Here is a 16,488-nt window from a genome sequence, read left to right as displayed (position 1 = left end):
CGGCATCTGCATGAACGGGATTGAGAAAAGCAAGAGCTCGATACCGGGCGGCGACGCGATAGCGCTCGCCGCCCGGATCGGAACCGGTGCATTTGATTGCACCGAAGCAATGAAGGCTGCGATTTCCGCTGCCAGGGCGAAGGATGCGCTGGGCGCGATCTGTCATCTCGACGAAGACCTGGGCCTAGCGAATGCCGCCGCGCTTGATCGCGAATATCGGGACAATCCCGCCATATTCTCCCTCCGGCCGTTTGCCGGCGTGCCGACGCTTGCCAAGGATCTCGGCGGCCCGTTCAAGGGTCTTCCGGTTCGCGCTGGCTCACGGCTCTTCGACGGCATGCTCGATCCGTCTGCCGATTCCGATCTCGCAGATCGTTTTCGTCAGGCCGGTTTCAGCCTCTTCGGTCTCACCACCAGCCCGGAAGTCGGCCTCTCCCTTGCAAGCGAGCCGGTGCGCGGGCCTGTCTGCCGCAATCCGCTCGATCCCTCCCGCACGGCGGGCGGTTCTTCCGGTGGTGCGGCCGCTGCGGTCGCGGCCGGCATCGTGGCGATTGCCCACGCAACGGATGCCGGTGGTTCCATTCGCGTGCCCGCCGCCTGTTGTGGTCTCGTCGGCCTGAAGCCCAGCCGCGGCGCCATTCCAGGCGGCCCGGGCTTCGGCAATCATCTTGGCGGCATCGCCAGCGAGCTGGCAGTCTGCCGCTCGGTCCGCGATGCCGGCGCAATATTCGACACGCTTCATGGAAACCCCGCCGGACCTTACCCGGAGCCGGCGCTCGACGGGAGCGAAAAATCCCGCCTGCGCATCGGCCTGCTAACGGATACCGGCAGCGACTTTCCGACCGAGGCTGCACGGCAGCAAGCCGGAGAGGCCGCGGCCCGCAGCCTCGAGGGGGACGGACATGAGATCGTCATCGTGGAATGGCAGCGGCTTGAAGCAAACGTCATCACGAGTGCCGCCATTTTCGCCGATATCATCGCAATCAATCTGGCATGGCTCGTCGATAGCTTTCATCTTGACCTCTCGAAGGCCGAGCCTCTGACGGCAGCCTTTGCGGTGCGCGGGGCCAGACTTGCCCCAACTGCGCTCTGGCAGAGCCTCAGCACCATGCCGCATGTCAGCCATGACCTCTGGCACCTGTTCGACGATATCAGCTGCCTATTGACGCCGATGCTTGCGACAGCCCCTCTGCCGATCGGCTCCTTCCCGACCGATCATCAGGATACCGACCTGCATCTGAACCGCATGGCGCGCTTTGCGCCACTTGCCTGCCTTGCCAATATTTCCGGCTTTCCGGCGCTGACACTGCCTTTTGGAAGCGATGCGGACGGAATGCCGCTGCCTGTGCAATTGCTGGCGCCAATGGGCCGGGAACCGCTGCTGCTTGCCCTTGCCTCGCGGCTGGAAGCAGAGCAACGTTGGATCCACCCCCATGCCATTGCGGGACTTGCCACATGATATCAGCTCCCGTGCTTCAGCTTGCCGACATCAGCAAGCGCTTTGGCGCAATCCAGGCCAATGAGGATATTTCGCTGAGTCTTGCCAGGGGAGAAGTGCTGGCCTTGCTCGGCGAAAACGGCGCCGGCAAGACGACATTGATGAGCATCCTCTTCGGCCATTATGTACCGGATGCGGGAACGATCCATATCGAGGGCGCCGAATTGCCGGCCGGCCGGCCGCGGGCGGCGATCCGTGCCGGCATCGGAATGGTGCACCAGCATTTTTCCCTGGCGCCGAACCTGACGGTGCTCGAAAATGTCATGACGGGAACGGAAAGGCTCTGGTCCTGGAAGTCGGAGAAAGCCGCCGGCCGCGCCAAGCTTCTCTCCATTGCCGCCCGCTTCGGCCTCGGCGTCAACCCCGATGCCCGGCTCGGCGACCTCTCGGTCGGCGAGCAGCAGCGCGTCGAAATTCTCAAGGCGCTCTATAACGATGCCCGAATTCTCATTCTCGACGAGCCGACGGCGGTGCTGACCAATATCGAGGCGGAACGCCTTTTCCAGACGCTTCGGGAAATGGCCCGGCAGGGCCTGTCGCTGATCTTTATTTCTCACAAGCTTGACGAGGTGATCAGTGCAGCCGACCGCGTCGTCGTGCTGCGCGGCGGAAAGGTGGTCGCCGAGCGGCGGACCGGCGAGACCAGCAAGGCAGAGCTCGCCGAACTCATGGTTGGCCGCCGGGTGACGCGCCCGGTGCGTGAAGCGTCTACGCCGGGCGCAGTCGTTTTCGAGGCTGTCGGTATCACCGTCTCTGACGGCGGCCAGGAGCGGCTGAGAGATATCAGTTTTCAGCTCCATGCCGGCGAGACACTCGGCATCATCGGCGTCTCCGGCAATGGCCAGACGACGCTCAGCCATCTCGTCAGCGGACTGGTGGGCTGGAGCCGCGGCGATATCATTCTCTTCGGGCAGCCGGTCACCGAACTCAGTGTCGAAAGTCTCATCGAAGCCGGTATCGGCCGCATTCCGGAGGATCGCAATAAGGAAGGCGCGATCGGCGAACTCGCCGTCTGGGAAAATGCCGTGCTGGAGCGCATCGCCGCGCCGCGCTTCTCTCGCCGCGGACTGGTCGACCGCAAGGCCGGCATGGCCTTCACTCAGGAGATCATCGCGGAATTTGATATTCGCGGCGGCGGACCGGCGACGCGCACACGGCTGCTGTCTGGCGGCAACATGCAAAAGCTGATCCTCGGCCGCAACCTGCGTGACAGGCCGAAGATCCTGATTGCGGCGCAACCGACCCGCGGTCTCGACGAAGGCGCCGTCGCCGCCGTCCATGCAAGGATATTGCAGGCACGAAAGGAGGGCACGGCCGTGCTTCTGATATCGGAGGATCTGGACGAGGTAATTGGTCTTGCCGACCGCATCCAGGCGATCGTCAAGGGACGCCTGTCGCCGCCCGTGGATGCCGAGACTGCCGATCCAAGAAAACTTGGCCTAATGATGTCAGGCGAATGGACGTCCGAGGCCCAGCATGCGTCTTGAACGCCGCGATCATCGCCCGCTCTATCTAGTCATAGCGGCACCCATCGCCGCCGTCATCGCCGCACTCGCCATTGCCGGCATCCTGATTGCGCTTGCCGGCGCCCCTGTCTTCGAAGCCTATTGGCGCATTCTCACCGGCGCCTTCGGCACGCGGCTTTCGGCGACTGAGACTCTGACACGGGCGACACCGCTGATGCTGACCGGCCTTGCCGCTGCTGTCGCCTTTCGCGCCCGGCTCTGGAATATCGGCGCCGAAGGCCAGTTTTATCTCGGCGCCATCACGGTTGCCGCACTTGGCTCCAAGCTCCTGGCAGACCTGCCCACAGCGTTGCTCATCCCCGCCTTGCTGATTGCGGGCGCCGTCGCCGGCATGGTGCTGATCCTCGTGCCGCTCTGGCTGCGGCTTCGTTTCTCGGTTGATGAAGTGGTGACCAGCCTGCTTTTGAATTTCGTCGCCCTGCTCTTCGTTTCCATGCTGATCGATGGTGTGCTGAAGGATCCGCTCGCCTTCGGCTGGCCCCAATCCATGCCGGTTAGCGATCACGCCCTGCTGCCGAAACTGGTGGCGCGCTCGCGGCTGCATGTCGGCTTCATCATCGCCATCGTCATCGCGCTTGCCGTGCATCTCCTCCAGTCGCGCACCGTCTTTGGTCTGCGCTCGCGCGCAGCCGGTCTCAACCCAGCCGGTGCGGTCTTTGCCGGCGTGCCGCTCGGCATGACGCTGGTCAAGGTCGCCTGCCTTTCCGGCGGTCTGGCGGGTCTCGCCGGTGCGATCGAGGTGATGGGCGTGAAGGGGTATGTGACGACCGATCTGTCGCCTGGCTTCGGCTATTCCGGCATCATCGTCGCCATGCTCGCCAACCTGCATCCGATCGGCGTGATCTTCGCCGCGCTCTTCACCGCCACGATGTTCGTCGGCGCCGACGGCATGAGCCGGGCGCTCGGCATACCGACCTATATTGCCGACGTGACCGTCGCCGTCTCGCTGCTCACCATGCTCATTGCCCTATTCTTCACCCAATACAGGATCCGCAGATGATGGCTCTGATCGACATTGTCTCATCCGCGGGCCTCTGGGCCGCCGTGCTGCGTATCGCGACACCGCTGATCTTCGGCACGCTCGGCGCGCTGCTCTGCGAGCGGGCGGGCGTGCTCAATCTCGGCATCGAAGGCATCATGACCTTCGGGGCGATGATCGGCTGGCTCGCGGTCTTTCATGGCGCCGATCTCTGGACCGGCCTTCTGGTCGCAGCCTTTGCCGGCGTGATCTTTGGCCTGCTGCATGCGCTTCTGACCGTCACGCTCGGCCTGTCGCAGCACGTCACCGGCCTCGGCATCACGCTCTTTGCCTCCAGCCTCAGCTACTTCATCTTTCGCCTGGTCGTGCCGCTTGCCGGTACACCGCCGACGATCGTGCCTTTCCAGCCGCTCGATATTCCCATTCTCTCCGATCTGCCCTTCCTTGGCTCGGCCCTCTTTGCACAGACGGCGCCGACCTATCTGGCGATCTTCCTGGCACTCGCGATGGGCTATCTGATCTTCCGAACGCCACTTGGCCTGACGATCCGCATGACCGGCGAAAACCCGCATGCCGCCGAGGCGCAGGGCATAGACCCGATCCGGATCCGTTATGGTGCGATCATTGCCGGAAGCGCCTTGATGGCCGTCGGCGGCGCTTTCCTGACGCTCTCGGCCTTCAACAGCTTCTTCCCGACCATGGTCCAGGGGCGCGGCTGGATTTCCATCGCGCTCGTCGTCTTCGCCTCGTGGCGGCCCGGTCGGGCGCTCTTCGGCGCCCTGCTCTTTGCCTTCTTCGACGCCTTCCAGCTGCGGCTGCAGACGGTGTTCGGCGGGGTCGTGCCCTATCAGCTTTTCCTGATGACGCCCTATCTCCTATCGATCGCAGCTCTTGCCGTGATGGCGCGACGCGCCCGCGTGCCGCAGGCGTTGATGCAGCCCTATCGCCGCGGCGAGCGGTGATCCCATCCTTCAGAACCACAACAGACCGGTGCCGCCATGTTTGACCTGATCATCAGAAACGCAAATCTTCCCGATGGCCGCATCGGCATCGACATCGCCATAGAGAAGGGCAAAATCGTCGAGGTGGCGGGCAGGATCGAGGCCAATGCCGGCGAGGAAATCGATGCGACCGGCCGACTCGTCAGTCCGCCCTTCGTCGATCCGCATTTCCACATGGACGCAACGCTCTCGCTCGGCCTGCCGCGCATAAACCGCTCCGGCACGCTTCTCGAAGGCATTGCACTCTGGGGGGAACTGCGGCCGATCCTCACCCGCGAAGCCCTGGTGGAGCGGGCGTTGCGCTACTGCGATCTCGCCGTCTCGCAGGGGCTTCTCGCCATCCGCAGCCATGTCGATACCAGCGATCCCAGGCTGGTCACCGCCGAGGCGCTGATCGAGGTACGCGAGAAGGTCGCTCCCTATATCGACCTGCAGCTCGTCGCCTTCCCGCAGGATGGCTACTATCGTTCGCCCGGCGGCGTTGACGCCCTGAACCGTGCGCTCGACATGGGTCTCGATATCGTTGGTGGCATTCCGCATTTCGAGCGCACCATGGCCGATGGCGCAGCCTCGGTCGCAGCCCTCTGCCGCATCGCCGCCGACCGTGGCCTGCCGGTCGACATGCATTGCGACGAGACCGACGATCCGCTGTCACGCCATATCGAGACGCTTGCCGCCGAGACGGTGCGTTTCGGCCTGCAGGGCTGCGTTGCCGGCTCACACCTCACATCCATGCATTCGATGGATAACTATTACGTCTCCAAGCTCATTCCGCTGATGGCGGAGGCGCAAATCAACGTCATTCCCAATCCGCTGATCAACATCATGCTGCAGGGACGCCACGACACCTACCCGAAGCGGCGCGGCATGACCCGGGTGCGCGAACTGATGGACGCCGGCCTCAACGTCTCCTTCGGCCACGATTGCGTGATGGACCCTTGGTATTCCATGGGCTCCGGCGATATGCTGGAGGTCGGCCATATGGCGATCCACGTGGCGCAGATGGCCGGCATCGACGACAAAAAGAAGATCTTCGACGCGCTGACCATCAACTCCGCCAAAACCATGGGACTTGAAGGCTACGGCCTGGAAAAGGGCAGGAATGCCGATCTTGTCATCCTGCAGGCGCGAGATCCGGTGGAGGCGCTCAGGCTGAAAGCAAACCGGCTGACCGTTATCCGCCGCGGCAAGGTCATCGCGCGTTCGGCTCCGCGCATCAGCGAATTGCTTCTCGCCGGACGTCCGGCAACGGTTGACGGCGCCGCCTATGCCCCGATCGTCCCCGGCACCTAAACCTCTCCTTGGGTGCGCCCTCAGTGCTCGCCTTAGACCTTGATGAGATAAGTCGGCGTCAGGAGGGCGCGACGGGCAGGTGCTGGAGGTGTTCCACCTCGATTGACCCGGACGGGGCCGCGATTGCCGGGCACTATCCTGTTTTGAACCATCCGCTCCGAACCCGGTAAGCCTGGAACCCTTCTGCGCCGAAAGACGTTTTCAATCCGTCTGCCTCGTCTCGAAATTCATCAACAATTCGCAGACTCACGGATCCGGATGACAACACAGCAGATCCTCGCCTTCTCCGTCATTGCTGTCATGATGGGTGTCTTCATCTGGGATCGGTTCAGATATGACGTCGTCGCATGCTGCGCTCTCGTTCTGTCCGTTGCTGTCGGTATCGTGCCGAAGGACAAGGCCTTTTCCGGTTTTTCCGATGATATCGTCATCATCGTCGGCAGTGCGTTGATCGTTTCGGCCGGCGTGGCACGATCGGGCGTCGTGGATATGGCGATCAAGCGCTTCTTTCCGAACCTCAATACACTACATAGCCAGCTCGCCACTCTGATGATCGTCGTGGCGCTGCTTTCCGCCTTCATTAAGAATATCGGCGCCTTGGCGATCATGATGCCGGTCGCCTTTCAGTTCGCCAGGAAGTCTGGCGCCTCACCGTCCAAATATCTGATGCCTATGTCGTTCGCCGCCCTGCTCGGTGGCCTGATGACGCAGATCGGAACGTCGCCCAATATCGTCGTCTCGCGGCTGAGAGAAGAGATGACAGGCAGCTCCTTCACCATGTTTGATTTCACCCCGGTTGGAGGAGTGCTGACGATTGCCGGCGTGATCTTCCTCATCTTCTTTCATTGGCTGGTGCCAAGCCGCACGAAACAGGGCCGCTCGATCGAGGAAGCGGTCGAGATCACGAATTATACGTCCGAAGCAATGGTGACGGCCGAATCGCCGATCGTGGGAAAACCGGTCAGCGACCTCGTCAGGCCCGGTGACGGCGAGGCGATTGCCACGTCCGTCTTGCGCGCTGCAACGCGCATGTCCCCCTTCCCCGATCTGACCTTGCGGGAAAGCGATATCGTCCTGCTTGAAGGTCCGTCTGCCGCGATCGACCGCATCGTTTCGGCGGGTAAGCTGCAGCTCTCCGGCAAACCGATAAGGGAGAATGGGCAAACGCAGACGGAGCTCATTTCCATCGAAACGATCATCAGCCAGGAATCGCCATTGAAAGGTCGCTCTGCCAAAGAAATTGCGCTCGCCTATACGCGCGGTGTCAATCTGCTGGCGGTCAGCCGGCATGGTCAACGGCTGCAGGAGCGCCTTGCCAATCTGACGCTTGCTGCCGGCGACGTGCTGGTGCTGCAGGGCAGCCGGGAAAATCTGCCTGTCGTTATTCAGGACCTGGCCCTGCTACCGCTTGCCCAACGCGAGATTCTGCTCGGCACGCGCAGGCGGGCCTTCATTCCGCTGGTCATCCTGGCGCTTGCCATGGTGACGACGGCAATCGGCTTTGCGCCGGTGCCTGTGGCCTTCTTTGCTGCGGCACTCGCCATGGTCGTCTTCCGGGCGATCCCGCTTGCCGATATCTACAAATCGGTAGACGGGCCAATCCTCATCATGCTGGCGGCCCTGATTCCCGTTTCGGATTCATTGCGCACGTCAGGCGGCAGCGATCTCATCGCCCATGGACTGGGCGAGGTTGCAAAGGGCTTGCCGGCTTGGAGTGCGCTCGGATTGATCCTGATCGTCGCGATGGCGGTGACACCCTTCCTCAACAACGCGGCCACGGTCCTCGTCATGGCTCCCATTGCCGCCGGTTTCGCAACCGATCTCGGCTTCAAGCCGGAAGCCTTCCTGATGGCGGTCGCGATCGGCGCCGGCTGCGATTTCCTGACGCCGGTCGGCCACCAATGTAACACACTGGTCTTCGGGCCGGGGGGATACAAGTTCTCCGACTACCCGCGCCTTGGCCTGCCATTGTCGTTTCTGATCATCCTCGTCAGCGTGCCGGTGTTGCTCTATGTCTGGCCAGTCAGCTGATTGCCGGTTTAAGACGGATTGGCTCAAGCGGCAACCGCACCGGCCCGTCACGCCAGAGATCAGCAAACCACAGTTCCTCAAGCCAAAGATAAATTCGCTTCTGTTTCACCGGCCCACCGGTAGGAATCATGGGATCTACGGCCGCGGCCTGTCGGTCTGCGGGAGGGTTTCCGATGCTGATCGTTCCGCTGGATTCGAAGGGCTCCCGAAGCGCGTGTAGACTGCGCCTATGATAATACCGAGCACCAGGAGCGCGAGCACGTAAAAAATCATGCCGCGAATTGCGATGCGTGGAGTCTTTGCCATGGAATGCTCCTCTGTCACCACGATGAACGCCGAGGACTTGGCAGGGTTCCCCGCGAGGCGGTCACCCCAGGGCAAAACGATACAAAGTGATAGTTTTCGGAACGCTCGTTCCGCGTTACGACAAGGATTGCAGAGCGGCGACGCTCGCCCGCAGCCGGGGGGCTGCGAAATCCAGAAAGTGGCGCATCTTGAGCGGCATCTGCCCACGGGCGAGATGGACCAGGTGGATGGGAGCGGGCTCCGGTTCGAAGTCCTCGAGCACGATTTTGAGCACGCCGGCCGCGACCGCCTCTGCGACCTGATAGTAAAGCAGCCTGGTGACGCCGGCGCCGCGGATGGCGGCCTCGACAGCCGCTTCCGTCGTGGTGATGGAAAGCCGCGGTGTAATTGCCACCTCGACTGGTTTGCTGGCGCCAGACTTCCGAAACTGCCAGCCTGCGAACGGGCTCAGCACTTCAACGCTGATGCAGGGCAGATCCCGGAGATCGGCCGGCTCCTTCGGAACTCCGCGACCTGCAAACAGAGCGGGGCTGCCGCAGACCACCCTGCGAACCGAACCGACGCGCGTGGCGACCATGGCGCTGTCGGGCAGATTGCCGATCCGTACCGCCATGTCGACATGCTCCTCGACGAGGTCGATATTCCGGTCCGCCAGCATCAGCCGCACGTTGATTGCCGGAAAAGCAGCCAGAAAGTCGGTTACGACGGGCAGGACATGAAGGCGCCCAAATTGGACCGGGGCCGTTAACACCAGATCGCCCTTCGGCATCGCGAACTCGCCGGATGCCTGGCGTTCGGCCTCCTCAACCTGCTCAAGAATGCGCTTCACCGCTTCTACATAGGTAGAACCCGCATCGGTAAGAGCGATCTTTCGTGTGGTTCGGGTCAGGAGCTTGGTTGCGAGCAGCGCCTCAAGCTCGGTGATCTTGCGGCTCAGTGTCGGCAGCGGAATTTTCAGCGATCGGCTGGCTGCGGACAGGCTTCCCCTGTTCACCACTTCCAGCAGCATTGACATCGCTTCGAACCGGTCCAAATCATTCTTCCGCTTATTGGTAAAATCACTTCCACTAAAAGCATATTCTCTTTGTGGATGGAAATCGCCAAATTCCCATCAACAAGCCAATCGCGACTTGTCCTGTTCGAAAGGAGATCGTCCATGTCCCGCATTTCCATCCCAACCAAAGACGAAGCACCGGAAGCGACAAAGCCCACACTTGACGGCATCCAGAAGTCGCTTGGGTTCGTCCCGAACATGTTTCGCCTGGTTGCCAACAGCCCGGCGGTGCTGAGCGCTTTTACCGGTTTTCAAGTCGCATTGTCGAAGACGCTCGACGTCAAGACGCGTGAACGGATCGCGCTTGCCGTCGCGGAGGTGAACGGGTGCGGCTACTGCCTGTCCGCCCATACCTATCTCGGCCTCAACCTGGCAAAGATCAGCCCTGAGGAGATTGCGCTGAACCGCAAGGGTACGTCCGCTGATGCCAAGGCGAACGCTGCGGTCAGCTTTGCGGCCAGGATCGCCGAGGCACGCGGCCACGTCTCCGATGCCGATCTCGCAACCGTGCGCGCAGCCGGCTTCTCTGATGCGCAGATCGTCGAAATCGTCGCGCTCGTCGCCGAGAATACCTTCACGAATTATCTGAACGAAGTCGCCAGAACAGATATCGACTTCCCTGCGGTATCGGCCGCCAATGCGGCCTGATGGATGAGGAGCAGGGTTGACGCCCTGCTCCCTCCCCGACACTTTGAGGAGACGGATCATGACCTACGGATTTCTCGACATCGCCTCGACCCCCAGCGTGCGCGCCGCACAGGCGGAAATGGGTGTTCAGAACTTCTGGAACGACCTGCCGAGCGAGCGCAGCTTCGACCGCTTCACGGAAAACGAGAGCGCCTTCATTGCATCGCGCGACAGCTTCTACATGGCCTCCGTTTCCGAAACCGGCTGGCCCTATGTCCAGCATCGAGGCGGGCCGCAAGGTTTCCTGAAAGTGCTTGACGATCGCACGCTCGCCTTTGCGGACTATCGCGGCAACCGCCAGTACATCAGCACGGGCAATCTCGCCGCCAATGACAGGGTCTGTCTGTTCCTGATGGACTATCCCCGCCGGGCACGGCTGAAGATCTATGCGCATGCCGAAAAGCTAGCGCTCGATGCCGATCCGGCACTGACGGAGCTGCTTACTACGCCGTCCTATCGTGCCAAACCGGAACGCCTCTTCCGCCTGCGGCTCGAAGCCTTCGACTGGAACTGCCCGCAGCATATCACGCCGCGTTATACCGAGGCGGAGATTGCCGTCGCCGTCCAGCCGCTTCGTCAGCGCCTGGCTGAACTAGAGGCAGAGAATGCAGCCTTGCGGGCGCAGGTCGTAAGCTCTGCCGATACTAGTAGCTGATTGGCAAGAGCCCCATGCCTGGGAAATCGCCGCCATGGCTCATCTGTTTCGGCCGAGCCGCTTGGCGTCAGTCGGAAACAGTCACGTCAATCCAGCGGCCGGTCCCTTGGTTGCCATAGATATCAACATCAACCCAGACATTGCCGTGGACGATCATTGCTGCAGCTTCCCGGGTCATGGAGCCACTACGGAGCATGGCTTCGAGCGATTGCCGATTGGCGGGATCGGCAAAGAACGAGTCCGATTGGTCATCACTGTCGCGAATACCGTACCGGTGGAAGTTGGCTCGATCCTGCCGGATAATCTGCCAAGGCTGCGTGAGCCGCGTTCCGCTTGAATTGAAGAGATCGGCCTCACCGATATAGGCACGGTAGTGCTCCACCAGGCGGTTTGCATGGGTGGCCGTCACGTTCGACTGGGCAAGCGCAGGGTGGCCGGCAAACAGCACACTGACGACGATCGAAACGATTTTTTTCATGGCGCTCCTCTTCAGGACATCAATATTGAGACTTGAAGATGTTTGCCAGGGTCAAGGCCGGGAATGGTTAATGTGGCGAACGTTTTGGGCTCGTCACCCGCCGCAGATGCATGCCCTTGAGCTGATCGGCGCTCTGACCGTCTGTCGCCACTCGTCATCAATCCAAGGCAAAGCTTCGGGGCTGGCGCTGTCAACCACGACTGAGCAGCGCGGCTCTCGCCGCCGACAGATCCTCAACAATCCCGCCAGACTTGTTACTCCCGCTCATAGGCGACTCGGGCACGGCGCCAGACGATCCTGACTTTACCCCAATCCGTGTCGGCGTGGTGCAGCAGCTGGTCTCTCATCGGGTGCGACAAGGGCCGTCAATGCCGCAGCATCCGATGAAAGCCGCGATGTCAGGAACCAAGCAGGTCAAGCAAAGTTAAGGCGAGATGTTCTCCCGACGGCTGGCGCTGCCGACCACGAATTTCACCATCATGCTGCCTGGTGCCCGACGGAAGGCAAATATCCAAGATCACGACCATATGGGACACCAAGAGATGAATAAGCATCCCTACGCCATGTTCGCCCTCAACATGATTCTCAGCCTAATCGTCATGTATTTCGTCATGTTCTCGATGATCGACGTTCGAAGCGATTTCCGAAACAATTTCAATATGTTCTACATGGCGCTGACGATGGTGGCTCCGATGGGCATCATCATGCTCGCAACCATGGCCGGCATGTACGGCAACAAGAGGCTGAACATCGGAATTCATGTCGCCCTTGCGGTTCTGTTCGTGGCCGCCTTTGCTGGCACGCGCACCCAGGCTCTTATAGGTGACCGCCAGTTCATCGCCTCGATGGTCCCGCACCACTCGGGCGCTATCCTCATGTGCAGGGAGGCATCTCTAAATGATCCGGAACTAGTCACGCTCTGTTCCGAAATCTCTCGAGGCCAGCGCCAGGAAATCGAGCAGATGAATGCGATCCAAACTCGTCTTGGCGGTTTCAAATAGGCGGGTTCATCATGTCGGAGGCCGCCGCGCGAACGCCTTGCAGGTGTCGTATTTCGGATCGCCACCGAGCGAGGCCCGCAGTCTTTGCATCGATGGTATCGCCGGCATTCCCTTGAACGGATCCTTGCCCTTGAGCAGATCAGATGCGCGCGGCGGGCGGAGGAGGGTTCAGTCGAAAAAGCCCGCATCCTCTTCGCTGAGATATCTCCTGGCCCCTTCAGCGTCGATATCGAGGCCGAGCCCCGGCGCTTCCAGCAGGTCCACCATGCTGTCCTTCACGATCTGAGGCGGCAAACCGATGACCAGATCCTCCCACCAAGGGTCGGAAGCGCTCGGATATTCGAATGCGACGTAATTTGCAGGCAAGGTGGCGCAGACATTGATCAGCGCGCCGAGGCCTAGCAGGCCGTTGGCCGTGCCGTGCGGTGCCATCAGGATCGAGTGCATGTAGGCGTGCTCGGCGACCCATTTGAGCTCGGCAATACCGCCAATATCGGCTGGATCGGGGCCGATGACGCGTACCGCCTGCGTCTCGATCAGCTCCTTGAAATTGTGCCGCAGGTAGATCTGCTCGCCAGTGTGGATCGGCGTCGAGGTGGAAATCGTCAGTTCCCGATAAGCCTGCGGATTGACCCACGGCACGTAGTCGCCCGTCAGCATGTCCTCGAGCCACATCAAATTGTACTTCTCAACCGCGTGAGCGAACTTGATCGCATCGGGCAGCATCCAGCCCGGACCGCAGTCGAGCGCCAGGCTGACTTTGTCCCCCAGCACCTCCTTCATCGCGATCACGCAGTCGAGCATGTGATTGAACCCACGCTCGCTGATCACGCCCTGATCCATGGCGCCGTGATAGCCGGCCTTCGTCTGCGTCACGCCGTAGTGGAAGTCCTCAACCGTATCCTTCATGTTGGAGTGGAACGAGATTCCTTGCTTGATCATGAAGAAGTTCTGTGGCTGCTCCATCATCCATTTGACGTCTGCGGCGTAATCTTCCGGCCGGTCTCCCGTGCGTTTCTGGCGGATCGAGCCGTTGTAGACGCGCACCTTGTCGCGCACCTTGCCGCCGAGCAGCTTATAGACGGGCACGCCCGCAGCCTTGCCGGCAATATCCCACAGCGCATGCTCGATAGCGCTCACTGCCGCGCCGTACGGCTTGAAAGAGCCGCGTTGGCGGATCTTCAGCATGACTCTTTCGACATCGGTCGGATCCTCGCCGATCAGCGCCTCGCGGAAATGCAGCACGAAGGGCTTGAGGTAGGATTTGGTAAATTCGACTTCGCCCAAGCCATAGAGGCCCTCGTCGGTTACGATGCGTACGATCGGGTGTCTGCCGATGACAGCGCAGCGGAGATCGGTAATCTTCATCTTCGGTCCCTCTTGCCTCAGCTCCAGGTGCGGTCCCAGGAATATTCATCGTCCCAGTGATCGGTAGGCAGCCAAATGCCGCTGACACCGGGCTGCAGATGCTGCGAGATCACCTCGTCGACGACATCGTCGATTCCCAGGCCCGGCTTGTCCGAAACGGTAATGAAGCCATCCTTCACCAGCGGCTTCGGAAGGCCGGTGACGATGTCGTCCCACCAGTCGACATCGGCCGAGTGGTATTCGAGCGCCATGAAATTCTCGGTCGCGGTCGCGACATGTGCCGCGGCCATTGCCGCGATTGGACTTTCTGCCATGTGGATAGCCATGGCGACACCACGGTCCTGCGCCATGTCGCCAATCTTTTTAGTCTCGAGGATGCCGCCGCTGGTGAGCAGATCAGGGTGGATAACGGAGACGCCGCCGCTCCTGAGCAGAGGCTCGAAGCCTTCCTTGAGGTATATATCCTCGCCGGTACAGATCGGCACCGTGGTGGCGTCCTGCAGTTGTCGGTATTGCTCGGTATATTGCCATGGGATCACATCCTCGAGCCAGGCTGGGACATATTTTTCAATGCGCCTGGCAAGGCGAATGCCGTTCTGCATCGAGATATGGCCGATATGGTCAATCGCCAGCGGCACATCCATACCGATGACCTCACGAACCTCGGCGATGTATTGCTCAAGCAGGTCGAGGCCCTTGTCGGAAAAGTGCAGGCCGGTAAACGGGTGCGGAATGTTATGCAAATCGTACTTAGCGTTGCGGGCGCGCCGCTCTTCAATGGTTTTCAGCGGTCCGCGACGGGGGTCGTCGCGGTATCCTTCCAGCGAGCCAGCCGGAAACACGACCGCACCGGGCACATCGGCGATCTGCATCAGCCCCAGATCCATCTTGAGGAAGGTGAAGCCGAGCTCCATGCGCTGCTTGAGACGTCTCCCGGTCTCGATGCCGCTCGGCACCGTCGCGTCGGTATCGCAGTAGACGCGCACTTTCTCCCGAAAACGGCCGCCGAGCATCTGGTAGATGGGAACGCCATAGGCCTTGCCGGCAAGATCCCACAACGCGATTTCGACCGCCGATACGCCGCCGCCTTGCCGGCCGTGCCCGCCGAACTGCTTGATGCGGCGAAACAGGCGGTCGATGTCGCAGGGGTTCTCGCCAAGCAACCGGCTCTTCAGCATCAGCGCGTAGGTGGCGCTCGCGCCGTCGCGCACCTCGCCGAGCCCGACAATGCCTTGGTTGGTGTAAATCTTCAGCAGCGCTGAGGTGAACGGCGCGCCGACAATCTCGGCTACCCGCATGTCGGTGATGCGAAGTTCGGATGGCTTGGAATGCGTACTTACCCGATTGAGCGCCTCGTCGGCTCCATCTGCCTCTAGCATGATTTATCCTCGTTCTGGTCGGGGGCACTTTGGGTGGCGTTCAGCGCTGCTAGCTAGTCGAGCTCGATCTCGTGATCTTGAAGGTAGTCGCGGTTCATCTCGACGCCGAGACCAGGCTTGGAGGTAAGCTTGAGGCTGCCATTCGAGACATCAAGGGGCCCATCGATGAGGTGATCATATTTGCCGAGGTTCCACTCCGACGTTTCGAGCTTGTAGAAATTGGGAACGGTCATCATCACCTGCGCTCCCGCAACCACGTTGATCGGGCCTGCGGCGTCATGGGGCGAAACCGGGATATAGTAGGCTTCGCATAGGGCAGAAATCTTCTTGAGTTCGGTAATGCCACCGGTCCAGGTGACGTCAGGCATGATGTAGTCGGCAAGCTTGTTTTCGAGCACCGGCACGAAATCCCACTTCGTGTGGCCACGCTCGCCCCATGAGATAGCGGCGCTGACCTTTTCACGGACTTGCTTGAGCGCGTTGAGGCTCTCCGGTGGACAGGGCTCCTCAAACCAGTCGATCTGACCGGCCTCCTCGAGGCTCCGGCAAAGGCGGATGGCGGTCGGGACGTCAAAGCGACCATGGGCATCGATGAGGATGTCGATGTCGGGGCCTGCCGTTTCGCGGATCAGGGCGGTAAGTTCGGCGGCTTCGCGCTCATCCTTGCGGGTCATGCTGCCATCGAGATAGCCATCCCGCTGCTCGCGAGGCTGCCCATCAGCGGTGCGGCCCTGGTGGGGGAAAGGATCGAACTTGAGCGCAGTGTGGCCAGACTCGACGATGTCTCTGATTTCCCGGACCACAGCCTCCTTGTTGGTAAACTTACACTGATCGGGATGGGTGTAGAGCGAAACCTCATCGCGTACCGGTCCGCCCAAGAGTTCATAAATCGGCTTGCCAAGAACTTTGCCGCGGATGTCCCAGAGAGCGATGTCGATGGCGCTTATGCATTCGACTGCCGCACCGCGACTGCCCATGTAGGTGAAGTTGCGGAATATCTTGTGCCACAGATACTCGATCCGCGCAGGGTCTTCGCCGGCAATAGCGGCACCGATCTGCCGCAAGATCGTGCAGAGGGCGCGATTGGCGAGCCTTGTCGTGGTGGTGATCTCGCCCCAGCCGCTCACCCCCTCGTCTGTCGTCACTTCGACGAACAGGAACTCTCCCCAATAAGAAGCATCGGATTTGATAAGCCACGGCCGAACGCTGGTGATTTTCATCTCAACTGCCTT

The 16,488-nt window shown here is 61.0% G+C and carries 14 protein-coding genes; 9 read left to right on the top strand and 5 right to left on the bottom strand.

Translation table 11 applies throughout. From position 1 onward, the window contains the following. The first annotated feature begins 10 nt into the window (after positions 1-10). The 6 genes from FHT78_RS07880 to FHT78_RS07855 all read left to right on the top strand — a co-directional run bounded on the left by FHT78_RS07880 (position 11) and on the right by FHT78_RS07855 (position 8,328). Positions 11-1,459, top strand: a complete 1,449-nt coding sequence (locus FHT78_RS07880; protein WP_183742299.1) for an amidase — start codon at positions 11-13, stop codon at positions 1,457-1,459. Then, on the top strand, positions 1,459-2,985 hold the full coding sequence (locus FHT78_RS07875) for an ABC transporter ATP-binding protein (protein WP_183743432.1): 1,527 nt from the start codon (positions 1,459-1,461) through the stop codon (positions 2,983-2,985). The genes FHT78_RS07880 and FHT78_RS07875 overlap by 1 nt, the downstream gene beginning before the upstream one ends. Next, the gene (locus tag FHT78_RS07870) at positions 2,975-4,024 is read left to right on the top strand and encodes an ABC transporter permease (RefSeq protein ID WP_183742297.1); all 1,050 of its coding nucleotides are present in this window, start codon (positions 2,975-2,977) and stop codon (positions 4,022-4,024) included. The genes FHT78_RS07875 and FHT78_RS07870 overlap by 11 nt, the downstream gene beginning before the upstream one ends. Continuing rightward, complete coding sequence (locus tag FHT78_RS07865) at positions 4,021-4,965, top strand: ABC transporter permease (protein ID WP_183742295.1); 945 nt, start codon at positions 4,021-4,023, stop codon at positions 4,963-4,965. Before FHT78_RS07870 ends, FHT78_RS07865 begins: the two co-directional genes overlap by 4 nt. A 36-nt stretch (positions 4,966-5,001) precedes the next feature. Next, positions 5,002-6,297 (top strand): amidohydrolase family protein, encoded by a 1,296-nt coding sequence (locus tag FHT78_RS07860; RefSeq protein ID WP_183742293.1) that lies wholly within the window; start codon positions 5,002-5,004, stop codon positions 6,295-6,297. A gap of 258 nt (positions 6,298-6,555) precedes the next feature. Next, a complete protein-coding gene (locus FHT78_RS07855) occupies positions 6,556-8,328 on the top strand; it encodes an SLC13 family permease (protein WP_183742291.1) in 1,773 nt (590 codons plus the stop codon). A gap of 421 nt (positions 8,329-8,749) precedes the next feature. On the opposite strand, the gene FHT78_RS07850 is transcribed toward FHT78_RS07855, so the two are convergent. Next, on the bottom strand, positions 8,750-9,667 hold the full coding sequence (locus FHT78_RS07850; RefSeq protein ID WP_183742289.1) for a LysR family transcriptional regulator: 918 nt from the start codon (positions 9,665-9,667) through the stop codon (positions 8,750-8,752). Positions 9,668-9,790: 123 nt separating this feature from the next. Here FHT78_RS07850 and FHT78_RS07845 point away from each other — a divergent pair, with 123 nt between their 5' ends. Together FHT78_RS07845 and FHT78_RS07840 are read left to right on the top strand one after the other, a co-directional pair. Continuing rightward, positions 9,791-10,336 carry a peroxidase-related enzyme gene (locus tag FHT78_RS07845; RefSeq protein WP_183742287.1) on the top strand — a complete coding sequence of 182 codons (546 nt, stop codon included), beginning with the start codon at positions 9,791-9,793 and terminating at the stop codon, positions 10,334-10,336. A 58-nt stretch (positions 10,337-10,394) separates the two neighbouring features. Next, positions 10,395-11,030 carry a pyridoxamine 5'-phosphate oxidase family protein gene (locus tag FHT78_RS07840; RefSeq protein ID WP_183742285.1) on the top strand — a complete coding sequence of 212 codons (636 nt, stop codon included), beginning with the start codon at positions 10,395-10,397 and terminating at the stop codon, positions 11,028-11,030. A 67-nt stretch (positions 11,031-11,097) separates the two neighbouring features. Here FHT78_RS07840 and FHT78_RS07835 read toward each other — a convergent pair whose 3' ends face one another. Next, positions 11,098-11,508 carry a hypothetical protein gene (locus tag FHT78_RS07835; protein ID WP_183742283.1) on the bottom strand — a complete coding sequence of 137 codons (411 nt, stop codon included), beginning with the start codon at positions 11,506-11,508 and terminating at the stop codon, positions 11,098-11,100. Positions 11,509-12,050: 542 nt separating this feature from the next. Between FHT78_RS07835 and FHT78_RS07830 the strand changes: the two genes are divergently transcribed. After that, positions 12,051-12,509 carry a DUF305 domain-containing protein gene (locus FHT78_RS07830; RefSeq protein ID WP_183742281.1) on the top strand — a complete coding sequence of 153 codons (459 nt, stop codon included), beginning with the start codon at positions 12,051-12,053 and terminating at the stop codon, positions 12,507-12,509. Positions 12,510-12,677: 168 nt separating this feature from the next. On the opposite strand, the gene FHT78_RS07825 is transcribed toward FHT78_RS07830, so the two are convergent. From FHT78_RS07825 to FHT78_RS07815, 3 genes are read right to left on the bottom strand one after another with little or no spacing between them, the layout of a single operon-like run. Next, complete coding sequence (locus FHT78_RS07825; protein WP_183742279.1) at positions 12,678-13,877, bottom strand: mandelate racemase/muconate lactonizing enzyme family protein; 1,200 nt, start codon at positions 13,875-13,877, stop codon at positions 12,678-12,680. Positions 13,878-13,894: 17 nt separating this feature from the next. Beyond that, positions 13,895-15,256: a mandelate racemase/muconate lactonizing enzyme family protein gene (locus tag FHT78_RS07820; protein ID WP_183742277.1), complete on the bottom strand. Its 1,362-nt coding sequence runs from the start codon at positions 15,254-15,256 to the stop codon at positions 13,895-13,897. 53 nt (positions 15,257-15,309) lie between these two features. Then, the gene (locus tag FHT78_RS07815) at positions 15,310-16,476 is read right to left on the bottom strand and encodes a mandelate racemase/muconate lactonizing enzyme family protein (protein ID WP_183742275.1); all 1,167 of its coding nucleotides are present in this window, start codon (positions 16,474-16,476) and stop codon (positions 15,310-15,312) included. Between the last annotated feature and the right edge of the window lie 12 nt (positions 16,477-16,488).

Source organism: Rhizobium sp. BK196, assembly GCF_014193255.1.
Classification (GTDB): domain Bacteria; phylum Pseudomonadota; class Alphaproteobacteria; order Rhizobiales; family Rhizobiaceae; genus Rhizobium.
Note: the sequence above shows the minus strand (reverse complement) of the source record. Positions and strands in the feature narration are given on the sequence as shown.

Coding starts and splice junctions, on each gene's coding strand:
- FHT78_RS07855 (WP_183742291.1), top strand. CDS start 6,556: ATGACAACACAGCAGATCCTCGCCTTCTCCGTCATTGCTGTCATGATG.
- FHT78_RS07830 (WP_183742281.1), top strand. CDS start 12,051: ATGAATAAGCATCCCTACGCCATGTTCGCCCTCAACATGATTCTCAGC.
- FHT78_RS07860 (WP_183742293.1), top strand. CDS start 5,002: ATGTTTGACCTGATCATCAGAAACGCAAATCTTCCCGATGGCCGCATC.
- FHT78_RS07845 (WP_183742287.1), top strand. CDS start 9,791: ATGTCCCGCATTTCCATCCCAACCAAAGACGAAGCACCGGAAGCGACA.
- FHT78_RS07815 (WP_183742275.1), bottom strand. CDS start 16,476: ATGAAAATCACCAGCGTTCGGCCGTGGCTTATCAAATCCGATGCTTCT.
- FHT78_RS07865 (WP_183742295.1), top strand. CDS start 4,021: ATGATGGCTCTGATCGACATTGTCTCATCCGCGGGCCTCTGGGCCGCC.
- FHT78_RS07880 (WP_183742299.1), top strand. CDS start 11: ATGAACGGGATTGAGAAAAGCAAGAGCTCGATACCGGGCGGCGACGCG.
- FHT78_RS07840 (WP_183742285.1), top strand. CDS start 10,395: ATGACCTACGGATTTCTCGACATCGCCTCGACCCCCAGCGTGCGCGCC.
- FHT78_RS07825 (WP_183742279.1), bottom strand. CDS start 13,877: ATGAAGATTACCGATCTCCGCTGCGCTGTCATCGGCAGACACCCGATC.
- FHT78_RS07870 (WP_183742297.1), top strand. CDS start 2,975: ATGCGTCTTGAACGCCGCGATCATCGCCCGCTCTATCTAGTCATAGCG.
- FHT78_RS07835 (WP_183742283.1), bottom strand. CDS start 11,508: ATGAAAAAAATCGTTTCGATCGTCGTCAGTGTGCTGTTTGCCGGCCAC.
- FHT78_RS07820 (WP_183742277.1), bottom strand. CDS start 15,256: ATGCTAGAGGCAGATGGAGCCGACGAGGCGCTCAATCGGGTAAGTACG.